The sequence below is a fragment of the Variovorax sp. MSC1_012 genome (assembly GCF_023667525.1).
Classification (GTDB): domain Bacteria; phylum Pseudomonadota; class Gammaproteobacteria; order Burkholderiales; family Burkholderiaceae_C; genus Variovorax; species Variovorax beijingensis_B.
Map to the genome: position 1 here is coordinate 1,192,003 of NZ_JAMOZJ020000002.1, position 20,076 is coordinate 1,212,078.

A 20,076-nucleotide genomic window follows, 5' to 3' on the forward strand; every position below is an offset into this window, starting at 1 on the left:
ATGATCCGGCCACCGTCCTTCTTCGAGAGGGGCGGCGGTGGATGCTGCTGAAAAGGGACGGGCCTTCGCGGCCTGTCCCGGACAAGCCCGCGCAGATCTGGCTCAGCGCAACGCTGCGGCCGGATCGGCGCGGCGCACTTCCATCACGCCATGCACAGTGGCCTGCTCGTAGATCGATGGCACGCGCGTGGCCAGGTGCAGCAGGATGCGCGGTGCGTGGGTCTTGACAGACCATCGCAACAGGATTCCGGCCGCCACCAGCGGCCCACCTATCCATGGATGGCCGGCCAGCGCCAGGGCGATGCCCGGGCCGATGAGAGCAATCGCCAGCGGCATGGCGTACGTCCGGTGAGACACGAAAGCCGCTGCCAGCGCGGGATTGACGATCACGCGAAAGCGCCCTTGCGGCAAGCCTTGGCGGAATTCCTCGAAAGGGACGTGTTCGGCCGTGTCCCGCATTTCGCTTTGATTGTTCATGCGCTGCATTCTGACGCGGTGTTCAGCCGCGCCCCGCCTGCTTTAGCGAGGCCGCCGCCAGTTCGATCATCCGCTTGCCGAGCACCGACGGCGCGAAGCCCTCGTGCGCGAGCGCGAAGATGCCCAGCAACGGACTGCCGACGATCGGCCGGAAGTCCAGCTCGCTGCTGCGACAGGCGCGCGCCGTCAGGTCGTCCACGATTGCAATGCCAGCGCCGCAGGCTGCCAGCGCGCAGGCCATCTGGCCGGAACGCACCTCGACCGATGACGCCGCCTCCACCTGGCTGCTGGCGCACCAGTCGGCAATGATGCGGCCCTGTGGCGTGTCCCGGCTGAACGAGATCAGGCGCTCATTCAGCACATCGCGGGGATGCAGCAAGCGTTTCGACGTCAGCGCATGACCCCTGGGGAACACGCAGACAAGGCGCCACTGTCCGATCGGTTTCGATGCCAGCAGTGCGTTGTCGGTCGGGATGGTCGAGATCGCGAGGTCTGCTTCGCGGCGGATCAGGCGGCCGAGCATTTCGCGGGTCGGCAGCGTCTCCAGGTAGATCCTGGCGGCGGGATATTCGCTTGCCAGCGCCGCCACGGCGCGCGGCACGGCGACCAGCGCGGTGCTCGGGCTGGCCAGCACGCGCAGCGACAGCCGCGCGCCCGACTTGAGCTCCTCGGCGCGCTCGGTCACCCGACGGATGCCGCCATACACCTCGGACACTTCTTCGTGGAGGGCCTGCGCTTCCGGGGTCGGCAGCAGCCGGCCCTTCTTGCGCTCGAACAGGCGCAGGCCCAGCTGCAGTTCGATGTGCGCGAGCATGCGGCTGATGCCCGGCTGCGACACGTGGAGCAGGCGCGCGGCATCCGTGACGGAGCCAGCCAGCATCACGGCGCGAAATACCTCGATCTGTCTCAGGTTCATCTGGCCTCCGGATAACACGATGTTATGGGAACGCCAGATCTTGGTATTGGCTGGCAAAGGCGCCGCTTCCTATGATCGATCGCACACCCCCAGGACGAGAGACAGGCGAATGATCGAACACCTTCCGACAATGAACCGGCGTGCGGTGCTTTCCACCGTCGCGCTTGCCCTTGCCGTCGCCTATGCAGGACGCGGCCTGGCCGCACAGGCCTGGCCAAGCAGGACGGTGCGCATCATCGTGCCGTTCGCACCGGGCGGCGGCGCCGACAGCTCGGCGCGCGTGCTGGCCGAAGTGATGGCGCCGGAACTGGGGCAGAGCGTCATCGTGGAGAACCGGCCGGGCGCCGGCAGCGCCATCGGCGTGATGGCCGCCGCGCAGAGCAGGGACGGCCACACGCTGCTCATGGGCAGCAACAGCATGGTGATCAATCCGGTGCTGAATCCGTCGACCGGCTACGACGTGGCGCGCGACTTCGACGCGGTGGGCATGGTGTCGGCGCAGCCGCTGGTCCTGGTCGTGCCTGCGTCCTCGAAGATCGCCAGCTTTGCCGAACTGGTCGCCGAAGCGAAGGCACGACCCGGCACGCTCACCGCCGGCAACAGCGGCAACGGCACGCTGGCGCACCTGACGGCCGAGCTGTTCGCGATCCAGACGCAAACCGCGATCACCAGTGTTCCCTACAAGGGTGAGAGCGCGCTGGTACCCGATCTGATCGGAGGCCTGGTTTCTTGTGGATTCCTGAACCTGCCCAGCGTGATCGCGCACATCCGCTCGGGCCGCCTGCGCGCGCTGGCCGTGTCTTCGCCCGCACCCGTGGCCGCGCTGCCGGGCGCGCCGACGCTGCGGTCGCTCGGGCAGCCCAGCCTCGAAGTGCAGGGCTGGGCCGCACTGGTCGCGCCGAAGGGCACGATTCCAAAGGAAGGCCTCGCCCGCCTGGAAACGCTGCTGGTGCAGGCCCTGGCGAGCGATGCCGTGAAGGCTCGCTTCGCTCCCTTGGGCGTCGAGCCCGTCGCGAGCGGCCGAGATGCCACGGCGCAATACCTGAAAGACGAGGGGACGCGCTGGCAACAGGTGATCAAGGCACGCGGCATCAAGGCCGACTCGTGATGGAAGACCAGAGCTTCGGCTATCGCATCGCAAGGACGATCGACGCGGATGTGGTTGTCTGCGGCGGCGGCGTTGCAGGTGCCATGGCGGCGGTTGCGGCCGCGCGCGGCGGGGCTTCGGTGGTGCTGGTCGAACGCTACGGCTTTCTCGGCGGCAATGCCACGGCCGGCGCCGTCGCGCAGTTCAACAGCTGGCAAACCGCCAACGGCCGCCGGGTGATCGGGGGCCTGGCCGACGAGGTCGTGATGCGGCTCGAGAGGTACGGCGGCGCCGGCCGGCACGCGAGCTTCGTGATGTCGACGGGCCACAGGATGGACCGCGTCGAATACGCGCCCGAGGTACTCAAGCTGGTGCTGGACGACATGATCCAGGAAGCCGGCGTGCGCCCGCTGCTGCACGCCAGCGTGCTCGACGTCCGGGCGACCGGTCGACACATCGATGCCGTGCACGTGCTGACCAAGAGCGGCGTTGTCGAATTGCGCGCGCAGGTGCTGATCGACGCTTCCGGGGACATCGATGCGCTGAAGCGCGCGGGCGCTGCTTTCCTCGAACTCGACGATGGCGAGGCACTGCAGCCGGCCACCATGATGTTCCGCTTCGGGCCGATCGACTTCGCGCGTTTCGAAGCCCTTTCGAAAACCGAGATCGCGGCCCTGGCGCGGCGCGGCTACGACGAGGGGCAGTTGGCGCGCGCCGCGTTGCACGCGAGCCGCGATCCCTTCAGCACCGACAGCTGGTTCAATATCGGCCGTCTCGGCATCGACGCCACGGACGCGATGGCCCTGGGCGCCGCCGAGATCGAGGGCCGGCGCCAGGCCTGGAATGCGGCCCAGTACCTGCGGCGATGCGTGCCGGGTTGCGAGGCAGGCCAACTGCGCGCATTCGGCACGCAGGTTGGCGTTCGCGAAACGCGCCGCATCCTCGGCGACCATGTCCTGACCAGCGAGGAACTGCTGCGCCCGGAGCAGTTCCCCGATGCGATTGCCGCCGGCGCATATCCGATCGACATCCATCCGGCTGCCGGCGGAGAGCTGCGCTACGAAGGGCTCGGCGGCGACCACGCGTACCAGATTCCATACCGCAGCCTGATTCCGGTCGGTTTCGACAACGCACTGGCGGTCGGTCGCGGCGTCTCGGCGACGCATAGCGCGCACGCCGCGATCCGCGTGATGACCATCTCGATGGCCGTGGGCCAGGCGGCCGGCGTGGCGGCTGCAATGGCCGCGCAGCCGAAGCAGGCCGGGCGCGTTCGTGCGGTGTCGATGCCGGCACTGCGCGAGCGGCTGCTCAAGGACGGGGCCAAGCTGGCCTGACCCGAAGGATCTGCGACACGGAATGTTGCTTCGACATTCCTTTTTTGTCGGCCGCAATCCGAATGCCATCCATGGCTGTCGCAAGTCGGATCCCGAAGCGACACTCCATGTCACTTTTCGCTTCGATTCGTGCGTTCTTCGCCGGCAGCAGGCGCGGGTATGGATCGTGCACCTCGTGCCGCGGCAGCTGATTGCCTTCATTCTCAAAAAAAATCTTTTTCATGATCATGTTTTCCCGGCGATGCGTTTCCGCACTGATGCTTTCGGTGCTCCTGTTCGGCTGCGGTGGCGGAGGCGGCGGTAGTCAAGGTGGCGGCGTGGCCGCCCCGATCGGCCTGGTCGGCGCCAACAGCGGCGGCCAAGGCAGTGCTGGCGGCAGCCAGGGTGGCGATGGCCAAAGCGGCGGTGGCACGAGTGGTACAGGCGGCACAAGTGATACGGGTGGCACGGGCGGCACGGATGGAGGCGTTTCGCCCACCCCGGCGACCACCGCGTTGGTGACCAGGCTCGGCAAGCCCGCGCGCGTGCTGCTCGGACTCGGCGCGGGCAATACCCTCGCGCAGATGAAAAGCCAGGACATCCATCCGGACATCGTCGACGCGTATCTCGTGGGCGTGGGCGCAGGTGCCTGGCCCACCTGGAACAGCCCGGAAGGCGCGTACATCACCTACACCGCACAGGCCGCCCAGGCCTACGGAGCGGTCCCGATGTTCACGCTCTACCAGATGGCAACGAACGGCGAAGGCAACTTGAGCATCCTCAACGACACGGCCTTCATGAACAGCTACTGGGCGCAGGTGCGATTGATGTACCGGCGCATCGCAGCCCTTGGTACGCCCGTCCTGATCAACCTGGAGCCGGACTTCTGGGGCTTCGTCGCGGCGCAGGCGCCGTCTCGCGACGCGACGCAACTGGCGGCCCTGGTGAACAGCCAGTCCGAATGCAGCGGCTTGCCGAACACCGCCGCGGGCCTGGGCCAATGCCTGGTGCAGATGGGCAGGCAGATCGCACCCAAGGCGCTGCTGGGATTCCCGCCCGCGTTCTGGAACGGCACCGCTGCCGAGGTCGGCGCGCAGATGCGTGCCGTGGGGGCGCACCAGGCGGACTTCATCGTCGCCCAGACGAGCGACCGCGACGCGGGCTGCAGGGAAGTTGCATCGCCGCCTGTGGAATGCACCGGGCGAAGCGGCCCCTTCTACTGGGACGAAAGCAACGTCGCCAGCCCGAACTTCCACGAGTCCCAGCGCCAGATTTCGGACTACCGCTCCGCACTGGGCAACGGGCTGCCGATCCTGTGGTGGCAGACGCCGATGGGCGTGCCCTCCGCCACGCCGGGCGGCACCGATTTGCACTATCGCGACAACCATGTCGACTACATGCTGCGCAACGCCCAGGAGTACGGCGACACCCATGCCTTCGCGATCGTCTTCAGTTCCGGAGGCTCCGTTCAGACCTCGATCAGCACCGATGGCGGCCAGTTCGCCCGCCTGTCGGCTCAGTATCTCGCACGCGGCGGCGCCGCCTTGAAGTAGCAGCGATCGGCAACGGCGGGGCATGGCACTCCTGCCCTTGTCGCGCCCCGCATGAGAGGCTGGCGTAGCGTCAGGGTTCACCCCAATCACCGGTCCGGCGATTCGGACGGCGTTGTCGGCGCGCATCCGGATCGTCGGCAGGGCGCTCACTTCATTCCTGCCTCGTTCCCCATGAAATCAACGACTTAGCGTGCCTTGCGCGCCGCGCGCCGCGTGGCACATCGATTGCTCTGTACCAAGGCCGGCCGCATCGCCCGATGCAGGTCCCGGCCATGACACAGGAGACAAACCGATGAGCACCATGGGTGATCTTGACCCCACGGAAACCGGCGAATGGGTCGACGCACTCGGCGCGGTCCAACAGCACCGCGGCAGCGAGCGCGCCAACTTTCTGCTGAATCGCCTCGTCGACGAGGGCCGCCGCGACGGCGTGTACGTGCCGCGCTCGCTGAACACGGCCTACAAGAACACCATCCCGCCCGAGAAGGAGGAAAAGTCGCCCGGCAACCGCGAGATCGAGCACCGCCTGCGCTCGATCGTCCGCTGGAACGCGATGGCGATCATCCTGCGCGCCAACAAGGATTCGTCCGAACTCGGCGGCCACATTGCGAGCTTCCAGTCGGCGGCCACGCTCTACGACATCGGCTTCGGCCACTTCTGGCATGCCGCCACCGACACCCACGGCGGCGACCTGCTCTTCATCCAGGGCCACAGCTCGCCCGGCATCTACGCGCGTGCCTTTCTCGAAGGCCGGCTGAGCGAGCAGCAGCTGCTCAACTACCGCCAGGAGTCCGAGGGCAACGGCATCCCGTCGTACCCACACCCGTGGCTCATGCCCGACTTCTGGCAGTTTCCCACCGTGTCGATGGGCCTGGGCCCGTTGATGGCGATCTACCAGGCGCGCTTTCTCAAGTACCTTCACGGCCGCGGCCTCGCCGACACGGCGCCGCGCAAGGTCTGGGCCTTCATGGGCGACGGCGAGATGGACGAGCCCGAATCGCTCGGTGCCATCTCGCTCGCGGGCCGCGAGAGCCTGGACAACCTCGTGTTCGTCATCAACTGCAACCTGCAGCGCCTGGACGGCCCGGTGCGCGGCAACGGCAAGATCGTGCAGGAGCTGGAGAGCGTGTTCCGCGGGGCCGGATGGAACGTCATCAAGGTGCTCTGGGGCAGCGGCTGGGACGCGCTGCTCGCCAAGGACAAGAGCGGCAAGCTCTTGCAGCGCATGGAAGAGTGCGTGGACGGCGAGTACCAGGACTTCAAGAGCAAGAGCGGCGCCTACGTGCGCGAGCACTTCTTCGGCAAGTACGACGAGACCCGCGCGCTGGTCGCAGAGATGAGCGACGACGAGATCTGGGGCCTCACGCGCGGGGGCCATGACCCCGAGAAGGTGTTTGCCGCCTATGCCGCCGCCGTCAGGCACAAGGGCCAGCCCACGCTGATCCTGCCCAAGACGGTGAAGGGCTACGGCATGGGCGAATCGGGCGAGGGCCAGATGATCGCGCACCAGGCCAAGAAGATGACGCAGGACGCGTTGCGCGGCTTCCGCGACCGCTTCCAGATCCCGGTGTCGGATGAAGAGCTGCCCAACGTGCCCTTCATCCAACTCGCCGAGGACAGCCCCGAGATGAAGTACCTGCGCGAGCGCCGCACAGCGCTCGGCGGCTACCTGCCGCAGCGCCGCCGCAAGTCAGTCGCGCTCGAGATTCCGCCGCTTTCCACCTTCGAGCGCCTGCTCAAGGACACCGGCGAGCGCGAGATCTCCACCACCATGGCCTTCGTGCAGATGCTCGGCACGCTGGTGCGGGACAAGGCCATCGGCAAGCACGTGGTGCCGATCGTGCCCGATGAGTCGCGCACCTTCGGCATGGAAGGCATGTTCCGCCAGCTCGGCATCTGGTCCTCGCTCGGCCAGCTCTACAAGCCGCAGGACGCCGACCAGCTGATGTACTACCGCGAGTCGAAGGACGGGCAGGTGCTGCAGGAAGGCATCAACGAGGGCGGCGCGATGTCCAGCTGGATCGTCGCAGCCACCTCGTACAGCACGAACAACGTGCCGATGATTCCGTTCTACATCTACTACTCGATGTTCGGCCTGCAGCGCGTGGGAGACCTGGCCTGGCTGGCCGGCGACATGCGCGCGCGCGGTTTCCTCTTGGGCGGCACCGCGGGGCGTACCACGCTCAACGGCGAAGGCCTGCAGCACGAAGACGGCCACAGCCACATCCTGGCCGGCACCATTCCCAACTGCGTCTCGTACGACCCGACCTTCGCCTACGAGGTGGTGGCCATCGTGCGCGACGGCATGCGCCGCATGTACGCCGAGCAGGAGGACGTGTACTACTACATCACCCTTATGAACGAGAACTACCCGCACCCCGGCATGCCCGAGGGCAGCGAGGCAGGCATTCTCAAGGGTCTCTACCAGCTCAGCGACGGCGGCAAGACGCCGAAGAAAGGCCACCGCGTGCAGCTCATGGGCAGCGGCACCATCCTGCGCGAGGTGATGGCCGCGGCCGAGCTGCTCAAGAGCGACTTCGGCATTGCCGCCGATGTGTGGAGCGCCACCAGCTACAACGAGCTGCGCCGCGACGGCATGGCCGCCGAGCGATGGAGCCGGCTGCACCCGACCGAGCCGGCGCGCAAGAGCCACGTCGAGCAATGCCTCGAAGGCCACGAGGGCCCCGTCATCGCGGCCACCGACTACATGCGCAACTACGCCGACCAGGTGCGCGAGTACGTGCAGGCCGCGGGCCGGCGCTACACCGTGCTGGGCACCGACGGCTTCGGCCGCAGCGACTACCGCCGCAAGCTGCGCCGCTTCTTCGAGGTCGACCGCTGGCACGTGGCCGTGGCCGCGCTCAAGGCGCTGGCCGACGACGGCGTCATCAAGCACGCCGTGGTGGCCGAGGCCATCGAGAAGTACGGGCTCGATGCCGAGCGCGCCGCCCCCTGGACCGTGTGAGGCACGACATGAGCAATGCAATCGACATCAAGGTGCCCGACATCGGCGACTTCAGCGACGTGCCCGTCATCGAGATCTTCGTGAAGGTCGGCGACACGGTGAAGGCCGAAGACCCGCTGGTCTCGCTCGAATCCGACAAGGCGACGATGGATGTGCCCGCGCCGATCTCGGGCGTGGTGACGGCCATCGGTATCAAGATCGGGGACAAGGTGAGCGAAGGGTCGATGATTCTTTCGCTGGCTACGGGCGATGCGCCTGCGGTGGCGGCCGCTCCCTCACCCCAACCCTCTCCCGCGAGCGGGAGAGGGAGTGAAGCGGCGGCGGCGGCGCTGCCTCCCGGCAATGCGGAGGTCGAAGCCGGCTTCGCGCTCGCCTACGCGGGCCCCGCCGTGCGCAAGCTCGCACGCGAACTCGGCGTCGACCTCGGCAAGATCAAGGGCACCGGCGACCATGGCCGCATCGTGCGCACCGATGTCGAGAGCTTCGCGAAGGGTGGCGGTACGTCTGCTGCAACGGCTGCGTCCAAGGCCGCACCCGCAGGCGGTGGCGTCGGCGGCATCGACCTCTTGCCCTGGCCCAAGGTCGACTTCGCCAAGTTCGGCCCGACCGAGCGCCGGGAACTGCCGCGCATCAAGAAGATCAGCGCCGCCAACCTGCACCGCAACTGGGTCGTCATCCCGCACGTGACGACGCACGACGAGGCCGACATCACCGACCTCGAGCAGTTCCGTATTCAGATGAACAAGGAGCTGGAGAAGTCGGGCGTGAAGATCAGCATGCTGCCCTTCATGATGAAGGCGGCCGTGGCCGCGCTGAAGAAGTTCCCCGAGTTCAACGCCAGCCTCGACGGCGATGCGCTGGTGCTCAAGAACTACTGGCACATCGGCTTCGCGGCCGACACGCCCAACGGGCTCATGGTGCCGGTGATCCGCGACGTCGACAGGAAGACCGTGCCCGACATCGCCAAGGAGATGGGCGAGCTCGCCAAGCTCGCGCGCGACGGCAAGCTCAAGCCCGACCAGATGTCGGGCGGCACTTTCACCATCAGCTCGCTCGGCGGCATTGGCGGCATCTACTTCACGCCGATCATCAACGCGCCCGAGGTCGCCATCATGGGCGTGTGCAAGAGCTACTGGAAGCAGCACTCCGCCGACGGCAAGACCTGGACCTCGCGCCTCACGCTGCCGCTGTCCCTGTCGTGGGATCACCGCGTGATCGATGGCGCCGCCGCCGCGCGCTTCAACGTCTATTTCGCCAACGTGCTCGCCGACCTGCGGCGCGTGCTGTTCTGAAGGAAGCTCCCAATGGCACACATGGTGGAAGTCAAGGTCCCGGACATCGGTGAATTCAAGGATGTTGCGGTCATCGAACTGCTGGTCAAGCCGGGCGAAGTCATCGCGGTCGATACCGGGTTGATCATGGTGGAGTCCGACAAGGCCTCGATGGAGATTCCGTCTAGCCATGCGGGCACGGTGAAGGAGCTGAAGGTCGCGCTCGGCGACAAGGTCAGCGAAGGCTCGGTGATCCTGGTGGTGGAGACGGCGGCGGCCTCACCTTCACCCCAACCCTCTCCCGCAAGGGAGAGAGGGAGCGAAACCGCAGCCGCACCCGCGTCCGTGCCGGCACCCACGGCCGGCAGCTACGCCGGCAAGGCCGACGTCGAGTGCGAGGTGCTCGTGCTCGGCGCCGGCCCCGGCGGCTACTCGGCCGCCTTCCGCAGCGCCGACCTCGGCATGAAGACCGTGCTGGTCGAACGCTACGCCACGCTCGGCGGCGTGTGCCTCAACGTGGGCTGCATCCCTTCGAAGGCGCTGCTGCACACGGCCGGCGTCATGGACGAGGTGAAGCTGCTCGCCGGGCACGGCATCAAGTACACCGCGCCCGAGATCGACATCGACGCGCTGCGCGGCTTCAAGGACGGGGTGATCAAGAAACTCACCGGCGGCCTCGCGGGCATGGCGAAGGCGCGCAAGGTCGAGGTCGTCACCGGCGTCGGCAGCTTCCTCGATGCGCATCACGTCGAGGTGACGGGCGAGGACGGTGGAAAGCGCGTGGTGAGGTTTGCCAAGGCCATCATCGCCGCGGGCTCGCAGGCCGTGAAGCTGCCCTTCATGCCTGACGACGAGCGCGTCGTCGATTCCACCGGCGCGCTGCTGCTCAAGGGCATTCCCAAGCGCATGCTCGTGATCGGCGGCGGCATCATCGGTCTGGAGATGGCCACGGTGTACTCGACGCTGGGCACGCGCATCGAAGTGGTCGAGATGCTCGACGGCCTGATGCAGGGCGCCGACCGCGACCTCGTCAAGGTGTGGGAGAAGTTCAACTCGCCGCGCTTCGACAACGTGATGCTCAAGACCAGGACGGTCGGTGCCAAGGCGACCAAGGCCGGCATCGAAGTGAGCTTCGAAGGCGAGAAGGCGCCTTCGGCCCCGCAGCTCTACGACCTCGTTCTGGTCGCCGTGGGCCGCAGCCCCAACGGCAAGAAGATCGCCGCCGACAAGGCCGGCGTGGCCGTCACCGAGCGCGGCTTCATCGAGGTCGACAGGCAGATGCGCACCAACGTGCCGCACATCTTCGCCATCGGCGACATCGTGGGCCAGCCCATGCTTGCCCACAAGGCCGTGCACGAGGCGCATGTGGCGGCCGAGGCGGCGCACGGCGATCCGGCGTTCTTCGATGCGCGACAGATTCCCTCGGTGGCCTACACCGACCCCGAGGTGGCCTGGGCCGGCAAGACCGAGGAGCAATGCAAGGCCGAGGGCCTGAAGATCGGCAAGGCGGTGTTCCCGTGGGCCGCTTCGGGCCGCGCGATTGCCAACGGGCGCGACGAAGGCTTCACCAAGCTGCTGTTCGACGAGGCCACGCACCGCATCGTCGGCGGCGGCATCGTTGGCACGCATGCGGGCGACCTGATCAGCGAGCTGTGCCTGGCCATCGAGATGGGCTGCGAGCCCGCCGACATCGGCAAGACCATCCACCCGCACCCGACACTCGGCGAATCCATCGGCATGGCGGCCGAAGTGTTCGAGGGACACTGCACCGACCTGCCGCCGGTGAAGAAGAAGTAGGCCGCCACCATGCCGCTCGCACTGGCTTTCGAGGCGCTGGGATCGGGGCCCCCGGTGGTGATCCTGCACGGCCTGTTCGGCGCCGGATGCAACTGGGCGCGGGTTGCACAGGCGCTGGCTGCGGACCACCGTGTCTACCTGCCCGACGCCCGCAACCACGGTGCTTCGCCCTGGGCCGAGTCCATGTCGTACGCCGAGATGGCGGGCGATGTGCTCGCGCTGGTCGAGCAAGAGCACTTGCAGCGCCCCTTCGTGATCGGCCACAGCATGGGCGGCAAGACGGCAATGGCCCTCGCGCTGTCGCACCCGCAGGCCCTCGGCGGCATCGCCGTGATCGACATCGCGCCCGAGAGCTACGCCGACCAGTTCTCGTCGTACGTGTCGGCCATGCGCAGCCTCGACATGACGAGTGCCGCCAGCCGCCGCGAGATCCGCGAGGCGCTGGCCGGCAGCCTCAGCGCCGAGGCCCCGGTCGATTTCCTGATGCAGAACCTGCGCCGGCAGAACGACCGTTTCGACTGGCGGCTCAACCTGCTGGCCACGGGCCTGTGCATGCGCGAACTCTGCGGCTTTCCCGAAGCTTTGCGCGAAGCGCGCTACGACGGACCCACGCTCTTCATCCACGGCGCGGAGTCCGGCTACGTGCGGCCCTCGTCGCTCGCGGGCATCCGCGCGATGTTTCCGCACGCGGAGGTCGAGCGCGTTGCCGATGCCGGCCACTGGGTGCATGCCGACCAGCCCGCGGCGCTCCTGTGCGGCCTGCGCGACTGGCTGGCCGATGCCGGCGCGGCAGCCCCTGCCCCTCTTTGACATTCCACGGAGACACCATGTCCGACGACAAACTGCGCGAAGCCGCCCTCGACTACCACCGCTTTCCCACGCCCGGCAAGATCTCGGTGAACCCGACCAAGCCGATGGCCACGCAGCGCGACCTTGCGCTCGCGTATTCGCCCGGCGTGGCCGAGGCCTGCATGGAGATCGCGCGCGATCCGGCCGAGGCCATGAACCTCACCTCGCGCGCCAACCTCGTGGCCGTCATCACCAACGGCACCGCGGTGCTGGGCCTGGGCAACATCGGCGCGCTGGCCGGCAAGCCGGTGATGGAAGGCAAGGCCTGCCTCTTCAAGAAGTTTGCCGGCATCGACGTGTTCGACATCGAGCTCGACGAGAACGACCCCGACGCGCTCATCGACACCATCGCGCGCATGGAGCCCACCTTCGGCGGCATCAACCTGGAGGACATCAAGGCACCCGAGTGCTTCTACATCGAGAAGAAGCTGCGCGAACGCATGAAGATCCCGGTCTTCCACGACGACCAGCACGGCACCGCCATCGTCGCGGCCGCCGCCATCCTCAATGCGCTGCGGCATGTGAAGAAGGACATCCGCGAGGTCAAGCTGGTGGCCTCGGGCGCCGGTGCGGCGGCGCTGGCCTGCCTCGACCTGATCGTGAGCCTGGGCCTGCCGATGCAGAACATCTACGTGTCCGACAGCGCGGGCGTGGTGTACACCGGCCGCAAGGAACAGATGGACCCGAACAAGGCCCGCTATGCGCAGGAGACTTCGGCGCGCAAGCTCGCCGACGTGATCGGCGGCGCGGACATCTTCCTCGGCCTCTCGGCCGGCGGCGTGCTCAAGCCCGAGATGGTGAAGGAGATGGCGCGCGACCCGATCATCCTCGCCATGGCCAACCCGGCGCCGGAGATCCTGCCGGAAGACGCGCTGGCCGTGCGGCCCGATGCGATCCTGGGCACCGGCCGGTCGGACTATCCGAACCAGGTCAACAACGTGCTGTGCTTTCCGTTCATCTTCCGCGGCGCGCTCGATGTGGGCGCGACCTCGATCAACGAGGAGATGAAGCTTGCCGCGGTGCGGGCCATCGCCGAACTCGCGCATGCCGAGATTCCCGAGGTGGTGGCGCAGGCCTACGGCGCGCTCGGCCTGCGCTTCGGCCGCGACTACCTGATCCCCAAGCCCTTCGATCCGCGGCTGATCGAGGCGGTTGCGCCCGCGGTGGCGCAGGCCGCGGTCGACAGCGGCGTGGCAACGCGGCCCATCGCCGACATGAAGGCCTACCGCCAGCGCTTGTCGCAGTTCGTCTACCAGTCGGGCAGCAGCATGCAGCCGCTGTTCGCAGCCGCCAAGCAGTCGCCCAAGCGCGTGGTCTACGCCGAGGGCGAGGACGAGCGCGTGCTGCGCGCCGCGCAGGTGGTGGTGGACGAAGGCCTGGCGCGGCCGCTGCTGCTGGGTCGCCCCGAGGTGATCGCCGAGCGCATCGCGCAGTACGGCCTGCGCCTTGCGCTGGGCACCGACTGCGAGGCCGTCGACCCGCTCGATGCGGCCGTGCATGGCGATGCGGCCGAGGCCTACTACCAGCTCAAGCGGCGCGAGGGCGTCTCGCGCCTGGTGGCGCAGACCGAGATGCGCAGCCGCGGCACGCTGCTGGCGGCGATGCTGGTGCGCCAGGGCCGTGCCGACGCCATGCTGTGCGGCACGCTCGGCGGCTACGGCGATCACCTGCGCCATGTGCGCGATGCGATCGGCCTGCGCGCGGGCGCCAGGACCATGGCCGCGATGCAGATGCTGATGCTGCCGGGGCGCCAGCTCTTCATCTGCGACACGCACGTGAACCGCGACCCCGATGCCGCGCAGATCGCCGAGATCGCGCTGCTCGCGGCCGAGGAGGTACGCCGCTTCGGCGTGACGCCGAGCGTGGCGCTCTTGTCGCACTCGAACTTCGGCGGCTCGAACGCAGCCTCGGCCGTGAAGATGCGCGAGGCGCTCGCGCTCATCAAGGCGGCCGATCCGCAGCTCGCGGTGGAAGGCGAGATGCGCGGCGACGCGGCGCTGTCCAAGACCATCCTCGACCACGAGTTTCCGGATTCGGCGCTGGAGACCGAGGCCAACGTGCTCGTCATGCCCAACGTCGACGCGGCCAACATTTCGTACAACCTGCTGCGCATGGCGGCCGGCAGCGGCATCACGGTAGGCGGCATCCTGCTGGGCGCGGCGCGCTCGGTGCACATCCTCACGCCGTCGTCCACCGTGCGCCGCATCGTCAACATGACAGCGCTGGCGGTGGTCGATGCCAACTCGCACCGCAATGCGGCCTGAGGAGGGTGCGGCCATGAACGACACCGTGACGCCGCCGGCGTCTGAAATTGTTCAGGAGATTCCCGTGGACCAACCATCCGTCGCACCCAAGCCCTTCTACAGATCGCTCTACTTCCAGGTCATCACCGCCATCGTGCTCGGGGTGCTGCTGGGGCACTTCTGGCCCGACACGGGCGCATCGATGAAACCGCTGGGCGACGGCTTCATCAAGCTCATCAAGATGATCATCGCGCCGATCATTTTCTGCACGGTGGTGGTCGGCATCGCGGGCATGGAAGACATGAAGAAGGTCGGCAAGACCGGTGGCCTGGCGCTCTTGTACTTCGAGATCGTGAGCTCCATCGCACTGGTGGTGGGCCTGGTGATCATCAACATCGTGCGCCCTGGCGCCGGCATGAACGTCGACGTGAGCCAGCTCGACGCCAAGAGCGTCGCGGCCTACACCGGCCCCGGCAAGATGCAGAGCACCACCGACTTCCTGCTCAACGTGATTCCGAACACGGTGGTCGATGCCTTCGCCAAAGGCGAGATCCTGCAGGTGCTGCTGATCGCGGTGATGTTCGGCTTTGCGCTGCACAAGTTCGGCGGCCGCGGCACGCTGGTGTTCGACGTGATCGAGAAGGGCTCGCACGTGCTCTTCGTGATCGTGGGCTACATCATGAAGGTCGCGCCCATCGGCGCCTTCGGTGCCATGGCCTTCACCATCGGCAAGTACGGCGTGAGCTCGCTGCTGCAGCTGGGCCAGCTGATGGCCACTTTCTACCTGACCTGCCTCTTGTTCATCTTCGTGGTGCTGGGGGGCATCGCGCGCTTCCACGGGTTCAGCATCTGGAAGTTCATCAAGTACATCAAGGAAGAACTGCTGATCGTGCTGGGCACCTCGTCGAGCGAGTCGGTGCTGCCGCGCATGATGGCCAAGCTGGAGAACCTGGGCGCCAGGAAGTCGGTGGTCGGCCTGGTGGTGCCCACGGGCTACTCCTTCAACCTGGACGGCACCTCGATCTACCTGACGATGGCGGCGGTGTTCATCGCGCAGGCCACCAACACCGACATGACCCTCGCGCAGCAGCTCACGCTGCTCGCGGTGCTGCTGCTCACCTCGAAGGGTGCGGCGGGCGTCACGGGCAGCGGCTTCATCGTGCTGGCGGCCACACTGTCGGCCGTCGGGCACGTGCCAGTTGCGGGGCTCGCGCTGATCCTGGGCATCGACCGCTTCATGTCGGAAGCCCGCGCGCTGACCAACCTGATCGGCAACGGCGTGGCCACGGTGGTGGTCGCCAAGTGGACCAATGACCTGGACACCGTGCGCATGAAGCGCATCCTGGACAACGAGACATCGGCCGAAGCCGACACGCCCGAGGCGGTGCTGGACAAGGTCGAGACCCACATGCCCGTGGCCCAGCCGCGCTGAGGCGGCCACATGCCTGTACGGAACAGCCCGCCATGAACAGCCCCGTGCAGAAGCACCGCGTCGTCATCGTGGGCGGTGGCGCCGGCGGCCTGGAACTGGCCACGCGCCTGGGGGATTCGCTGGGCAAGAAGGGGCGAGCGGACGTCACGCTGATCGACAAGCACCGCACCCACGTGTGGAAGCCCAAGCTGCACGAGATCGCCTCGGGCAGCATGGACATGAGCGCGCACGAAGTCGACTACCTCGCGCAGGCGCACTGGCACCACTTTCGCTTCCGGCTCGGCGAGCTGACCGGCATCGACCGCGAGCGGCGCGAAGTGCAGGTGGCGCCGTACCTGGACGACGAGGGCCGGCTGGTCACGCCCGAGCGCGCCTTCGGCTACGACACGCTGGTGGTCGCCATCGGCAGCCTCAGCAACGACTTCGGCACCCCCGGCGTGCGCGAGCACGCGCTGCGGCTCGAATCGAAGGCCGATGCGCAGCGCTTTCACCAGCGCATGGTCAACGCCTGCATCCGCGCGCATGCGCAGGCCACGCCGCTGCGGCCCGAGCAGCTGCACGTGGCGATCATCGGCGCAGGCGCCACGGGCGTGGAGCTGGCGGCCGAGCTGCACCGCACCACGCGCGAAGTGGTGGCCTACGGGCTGGACCGCGTGGATGCCGAGAAAGACATCCAGGTCAGCGTGATCGAAGCCGCCGACCGCGTGCTGCCCGCATTGCCCGCGCGCATGTCCGCCGCCACCGAGGCGCTGCTGCGCAAGCTGGGCGTGGATGTGCACACCTCCGCCAAGGTGGCCGAGGTGCTGCCCGAGGGCGTGCGCCTGGCCGATGGCCGCGTGCTGCCGGCCGAGCTGGTGGTGTGGGCCGCGGGCGTGAAGGCCGCCGATTTCATGAAGGACATCGCGGGGCTGGAAACCAACCGCAGCAACCAGCTCGCGGTGCTGCCCACGCTGCAGACCACGCGCGACCCAGACATCTTCGCCATCGGCGACTGCGCCGCCTGCGACTGGCCCGAGGCCAACGGCGGCAAGGGCGGCCTGGTGCCGCCGCGCGCGCAGGCGGCACACCAGCAGGCCTCGCACGTGGCGGCGCAGATCCGCCGGCGCCTGGGTGGAAAGACGCTTCAGCCCTACCGCTACCGCGACTTCGGCTCGCTGGTGTCGCTGGGCGAGTTCAGCACCGTCGGCAACATGATGGGCGGGCCAGTCGGCGGCAGCCTGATGATCGAAGGCCGCTTCGCGCGGCTCATGTACATGTCGCTCTACAAGATGCACGAGCTGGCGCTGCACGGCATCGTCAAGGTCTCGCTCGACACGCTCGCCCGCCTCATCACGCGGCGCACCGAACCCCACGTCAAGCTGCATTGAGCCCTCGACGCAGCCATTTCTTTCGCACCAACCCCCAAGGAGACTCTCATGTCAGACGATATCGTGATCGTGGCCGCGCAACGCACGGCGGTCGGAAAGTTCGGCGGCACGCTGGCCGGCACGCCCGCGCCGGAACTGGGCGCGCATGTGGTGAAGGGACTGCTCGAGAAGGCCGGCGTGCCGGGCGATGCGGTGTCCGAGGTCATCATGGGCCAGGTGCTCGCCGCCGGCGCAGGGCAGAACCCGGCGCGGCAGACAGTCATCAAGGCAGGGCTGCCGATTGGCGTGCCGGGCCTCACCATCAACAAGGTCTGCGGCTCGGGCCTGAAAGCCGTGATGCTCGCGGCGCAGGCCGTGAAGTGCGGCGATGCCGAGATCGTGGTGGCTGGCGGCCAGGAGAACATGAGCATGGCGCCGCACGTGCTGCCCAACTCGCGCAACGGCCAGCGCATGGGCGACTGGAAGCTGGTCGACACCATGATCGTCGACGGCCTGTGGGACGTCTACAACCAGTACCACATGGGCACCACGGCCGAGAACGTGGCCAGGAAGTACGGCATCACGCGCGAGATGCAGGACGCGCTCGCGCTCGCCTCGCAGCAGAAGGCCGCGGCCGCGCAGGACGCGGGGCGCTTCGACGACGAGATCCTGCCCTTCAGCATTGCGCAGAAGAAGGGCGAGCCGATCGTCTTCGCTGCCGACGAGTTCGTGAACCGCAAGACCAGTGCCGATGCGCTCGCCGGTCTGCGCCCGGCCTTCGACAAGGCCGGCTCGGTGACGGCCGGCAATGCCTCGGGCCTGAACGACGGCGCGGCCGCGGTGCTGGTGATGTCGGCCTCGCGCGCCGCCGCGCTCGGCCTGCAGCCGCTGGCCGTGATCCGTGCCTATGCGAGCGCGGGCCTGGACCCGTCGCTCATGGGCATGGGCCCGGTTCCCGCTTCTCAGCTCGCGCTCAAAAGGGCCGGCTGGAAGGCGCAGGACCTGGACCTGATGGAGATCAACGAAGCCTTCGCGGCGCAGGCCTGCGCGGTCAACCGCGAGATGGAATGGGATACCAGCCGCATCAACGTGAACGGCGGCGCCATCGCCATTGGCCACCCCATCGGCGCCTCGGGCTGCCGCGTGCTGGTGACGCTGCTGCACGAGATGCGCCGCCGCGGCGCCAACAAGGGCCTGGCCTCGCTGTGCATCGGTGGCGGCATGGGCGTGGCCCTGGCCGTGGAACGGGCCTGAGCGGTTTTCTTAAGTCACAACGCACCAAGGAGAAAGCAGATGAGCGAAAGCAAGCAGCAACACGTGGTCCTGGTCACCGGCGGCATGGGCGGCCTGGGCGAGACGATCTCCACCAAGATGGTCGATGCGGGCTACAAGCTCGCGGTGACTTACTCGCCGGGCAACAAGTCGCACGCCGACTGGGTGGCGCAGATGGCTGAGCGCGGCTACCAGATCCTGGCCGTGCCCTGCGACGTGGCCGACTACGACTCCTGCGCACGGGCCGTGAGCCAGGTCCAGGAAGCCCTGGGCCCGGTCGACGTGCTGGTCAACAACGCTGGCATCACGCGCGACATGACCTTCAAGAAGATGGACCAGATCAACTGGAACGCCGTGCTGCGAACCAACCTCGACAGCCTGTTCAACATGAGCAAGCAGGTGGCCGACGGCATGGTGGATCGGGGCTGGGGCCGCATCATCAACGTGTCGTCGGTGAACGGTTCGAAGGGCGCGTTCGGGCAGACCAACTACTCGGCCGCCAAGGCCGGCGTGCACGGCTTCACCAAGGCGCTGGCATTGGAAGTGGCGAAGAAGGGCGTGACGGTGAACACCATCTCGCCCGGCTACATCGGCACCAAGATGGTCACGGCCATTCCGAAGGAAGTGCTCGACAGCAAGATCCTGCCGCACATTCCCGTGGGGCGCCTGGGCAAGCCCGAGGAAGTTGCGGGGCTGATCATCTACCTCGCATCGGAAGAAGCGGCGTTCGTGACCGGCGCCAACATCGCCATCAACGGCGGCCAGCACATGCAATGAATGCACGACCATGATCCTCAAGAACGGCATCGATCAGGCCGCGCTGGTCACCAAGTTCACCGACGCCTCCGCCAGGCAGGGCGAAACCATCCGCCAGGCCGTGCACGAGGCCACGCTCAAGGCGCTGCAGAGCCGGGGGCTCACGCTCGCGAACATCCGGCAGGTGCTGGGCACGGTCACCAAGGCAGCCTCGGCCGGCGCGCAAGGCAGCAAGCTGCCCGCGCCCGACGTGGAGGCACTGCTGGCCAAGGCCTTCGCCGGCATGGACGGCGCGCTGGAGCAGGCGGTGCTGGCCAACCAGCGCGCACTGCAGCAGCTGGTCGACCAGGGCGTGAGCCTGCGCGAGACGCAGCTCAAGAAGGCGCTCGCCGACATCGAGAAGATGGAAGACACGCTGCTGGCCAGCGTTCGCAAGGCAGCGCCGGTCGACGGCCCTTGGAGCGGAGTCCTCCAGGCGATGCAGGGCAAGGGCACCGGCACCGGCGCGCGCGCCACAGCGGCGCTCGAACAGCTCATGGAAGACACGCACAAGAACCTGCGCGACGGCCGTGCGCTGAGCCTGCGCGCCTCGCAGGCGATGCTCGACAGCTACACCACGCTGGTGAGCGGGGTGCTGATCGGCATGTCCGAGGCCCTGAAGCAGGGCGGGGCGGCGAAGCGATGACCCTCGCCGGCCATCGCGCGCTGCACCGTGTTCCCCGGCCGGGTCTTCCGCGGCAGGGCCGGTGAACTGCGCCATGCCCGACCGGACGCCGACTCTGCACGAAATGTTGCAGGA

Annotated in this window: 16 protein-coding genes; 13 read left to right on the plus strand and 3 right to left on the minus strand. The window is 67.6% G+C overall.

Going from position 1 to position 20,076, the window contains the following annotated elements:
- Window positions 1-102 precede the first annotated feature (102 nt).
- Window positions 103-477 (minus strand): hypothetical protein, encoded by a 375-nt coding sequence (locus tag L1081_RS31120; RefSeq protein WP_489417330.1) that lies wholly within the window; start codon window positions 475-477, stop codon window positions 103-105.
- 22 nt (window positions 478-499) lie between these two features.
- A complete protein-coding gene (locus L1081_RS31125; RefSeq protein ID WP_489417331.1) occupies window positions 500-1,450 on the minus strand; it encodes a LysR substrate-binding domain-containing protein in 951 nt (316 codons plus the stop codon).
- 52 nt (window positions 1,451-1,502) lie between these two features.
- On the opposite strand from L1081_RS31125, the gene L1081_RS31130 reads away from it, so the two are divergent.
- Together L1081_RS31130 and L1081_RS31135 are read left to right on the plus strand one after the other, a co-directional pair.
- On the plus strand, window positions 1,503-2,501 hold the full coding sequence (locus L1081_RS31130; protein ID WP_489417332.1) for a tripartite tricarboxylate transporter substrate-binding protein: 999 nt from the start codon (window positions 1,503-1,505) through the stop codon (window positions 2,499-2,501).
- Window positions 2,501-3,814, plus strand: coding sequence for an FAD-dependent oxidoreductase (locus L1081_RS31135; RefSeq protein WP_489417333.1), 1,314 nt, complete (start codon window positions 2,501-2,503; stop codon window positions 3,812-3,814). The genes L1081_RS31130 and L1081_RS31135 overlap by 1 nt, the downstream gene beginning before the upstream one ends.
- Here L1081_RS31135 and L1081_RS31140 read toward each other — a convergent pair.
- A complete protein-coding gene (locus tag L1081_RS31140; RefSeq protein WP_489417334.1) occupies window positions 3,789-4,037 on the minus strand; it encodes a hypothetical protein in 249 nt (82 codons plus the stop codon). The genes L1081_RS31135 and L1081_RS31140 overlap by 26 nt on opposite strands.
- On the opposite strand from L1081_RS31140, the gene L1081_RS31145 reads away from it, so the two are divergent.
- From L1081_RS31145 to L1081_RS31195, 11 genes are all read left to right on the plus strand, one after another.
- Window positions 4,036-5,346, plus strand: a complete 1,311-nt coding sequence (locus L1081_RS31145; RefSeq protein ID WP_489417335.1) for a hypothetical protein — start codon at window positions 4,036-4,038, stop codon at window positions 5,344-5,346. The genes L1081_RS31140 and L1081_RS31145 overlap by 2 nt on opposite strands.
- 292 nt (window positions 5,347-5,638) lie before the next feature.
- Window positions 5,639-8,311: a pyruvate dehydrogenase (acetyl-transferring), homodimeric type gene (aceE, locus tag L1081_RS31150; RefSeq protein WP_489417336.1), complete on the plus strand. Its 2,673-nt coding sequence runs from the start codon at window positions 5,639-5,641 to the stop codon at window positions 8,309-8,311.
- 8 nt (window positions 8,312-8,319) lie between these two features.
- Window positions 8,320-9,603 (plus strand): 2-oxo acid dehydrogenase subunit E2, encoded by a 1,284-nt coding sequence (locus tag L1081_RS31155; RefSeq protein ID WP_489417337.1) that lies wholly within the window; start codon window positions 8,320-8,322, stop codon window positions 9,601-9,603.
- A gap of 12 nt (window positions 9,604-9,615) precedes the next feature.
- Window positions 9,616-11,379, plus strand: coding sequence for a dihydrolipoyl dehydrogenase (gene lpdA / locus L1081_RS31160; protein ID WP_489417338.1), 1,764 nt, complete (start codon window positions 9,616-9,618; stop codon window positions 11,377-11,379).
- Between the two features lie 9 nt (window positions 11,380-11,388).
- On the plus strand, window positions 11,389-12,189 hold the full coding sequence (locus L1081_RS31165; RefSeq protein WP_489417339.1) for an alpha/beta fold hydrolase: 801 nt from the start codon (window positions 11,389-11,391) through the stop codon (window positions 12,187-12,189).
- 17 nt (window positions 12,190-12,206) lie between these two features.
- Window positions 12,207-14,492 (plus strand): NADP-dependent malic enzyme, encoded by a 2,286-nt coding sequence (locus L1081_RS31170; RefSeq protein ID WP_489417340.1) that lies wholly within the window; start codon window positions 12,207-12,209, stop codon window positions 14,490-14,492.
- Between the two features lie 13 nt (window positions 14,493-14,505).
- Window positions 14,506-15,903 carry a C4-dicarboxylate transporter DctA gene (locus L1081_RS31175; RefSeq protein ID WP_489417341.1) on the plus strand — a complete coding sequence of 466 codons (1,398 nt, stop codon included), beginning with the start codon at window positions 14,506-14,508 and terminating at the stop codon, window positions 15,901-15,903.
- Between the two features lie 32 nt (window positions 15,904-15,935).
- Window positions 15,936-17,270: an FAD-dependent oxidoreductase gene (locus L1081_RS31180; RefSeq protein ID WP_489417342.1), complete on the plus strand. Its 1,335-nt coding sequence runs from the start codon at window positions 15,936-15,938 to the stop codon at window positions 17,268-17,270.
- A gap of 48 nt (window positions 17,271-17,318) precedes the next feature.
- Window positions 17,319-18,503 carry an acetyl-CoA C-acyltransferase gene (locus L1081_RS31185; protein WP_489417343.1) on the plus strand — a complete coding sequence of 395 codons (1,185 nt, stop codon included), beginning with the start codon at window positions 17,319-17,321 and terminating at the stop codon, window positions 18,501-18,503.
- Window positions 18,504-18,542: 39 nt separating this feature from the next.
- Window positions 18,543-19,298: an acetoacetyl-CoA reductase gene (gene phbB, locus L1081_RS31190; protein ID WP_489417344.1), complete on the plus strand. Its 756-nt coding sequence runs from the start codon at window positions 18,543-18,545 to the stop codon at window positions 19,296-19,298.
- A gap of 10 nt (window positions 19,299-19,308) precedes the next feature.
- Complete coding sequence (locus L1081_RS31195; RefSeq protein ID WP_489417345.1) at window positions 19,309-19,962, plus strand: DUF6781 family protein; 654 nt, start codon at window positions 19,309-19,311, stop codon at window positions 19,960-19,962.
- Window positions 19,963-20,076 lie beyond the last annotated feature (114 nt).

Bases quoted from the DNA above. Each gene is read 5' to 3' on its own strand.
- L1081_RS31140 (WP_489417334.1), bottom strand. From the start codon at position 4,037: ATGAAAAAGATTTTTTTTGAGAATGAAGGCAATCAGCTGCCGCGGCAC.
- L1081_RS31180 (WP_489417342.1), top strand. From the start codon at position 15,936: ATGAACAGCCCCGTGCAGAAGCACCGCGTCGTCATCGTGGGCGGTGGC.
- L1081_RS31145 (WP_489417335.1), top strand. From the start codon at position 4,036: ATGATCATGTTTTCCCGGCGATGCGTTTCCGCACTGATGCTTTCGGTG.
- L1081_RS31120 (WP_489417330.1), bottom strand. From the start codon at position 477: ATGAACAATCAAAGCGAAATGCGGGACACGGCCGAACACGTCCCTTTC.
- L1081_RS31135 (WP_489417333.1), top strand. From the start codon at position 2,501: ATGGAAGACCAGAGCTTCGGCTATCGCATCGCAAGGACGATCGACGCG.
- L1081_RS31195 (WP_489417345.1), top strand. From the start codon at position 19,309: ATGATCCTCAAGAACGGCATCGATCAGGCCGCGCTGGTCACCAAGTTC.
- aceE (WP_489417336.1), top strand. From the start codon at position 5,639: ATGAGCACCATGGGTGATCTTGACCCCACGGAAACCGGCGAATGGGTC.
- L1081_RS31130 (WP_489417332.1), top strand. From the start codon at position 1,503: ATGATCGAACACCTTCCGACAATGAACCGGCGTGCGGTGCTTTCCACC.
- lpdA (WP_489417338.1), top strand. From the start codon at position 9,616: ATGGCACACATGGTGGAAGTCAAGGTCCCGGACATCGGTGAATTCAAG.
- phbB (WP_489417344.1), top strand. From the start codon at position 18,543: ATGAGCGAAAGCAAGCAGCAACACGTGGTCCTGGTCACCGGCGGCATG.
- L1081_RS31185 (WP_489417343.1), top strand. From the start codon at position 17,319: ATGTCAGACGATATCGTGATCGTGGCCGCGCAACGCACGGCGGTCGGA.
- L1081_RS31165 (WP_489417339.1), top strand. From the start codon at position 11,389: ATGCCGCTCGCACTGGCTTTCGAGGCGCTGGGATCGGGGCCCCCGGTG.
- L1081_RS31155 (WP_489417337.1), top strand. From the start codon at position 8,320: ATGAGCAATGCAATCGACATCAAGGTGCCCGACATCGGCGACTTCAGC.
- L1081_RS31170 (WP_489417340.1), top strand. From the start codon at position 12,207: ATGTCCGACGACAAACTGCGCGAAGCCGCCCTCGACTACCACCGCTTT.
- L1081_RS31175 (WP_489417341.1), top strand. From the start codon at position 14,506: ATGAACGACACCGTGACGCCGCCGGCGTCTGAAATTGTTCAGGAGATT.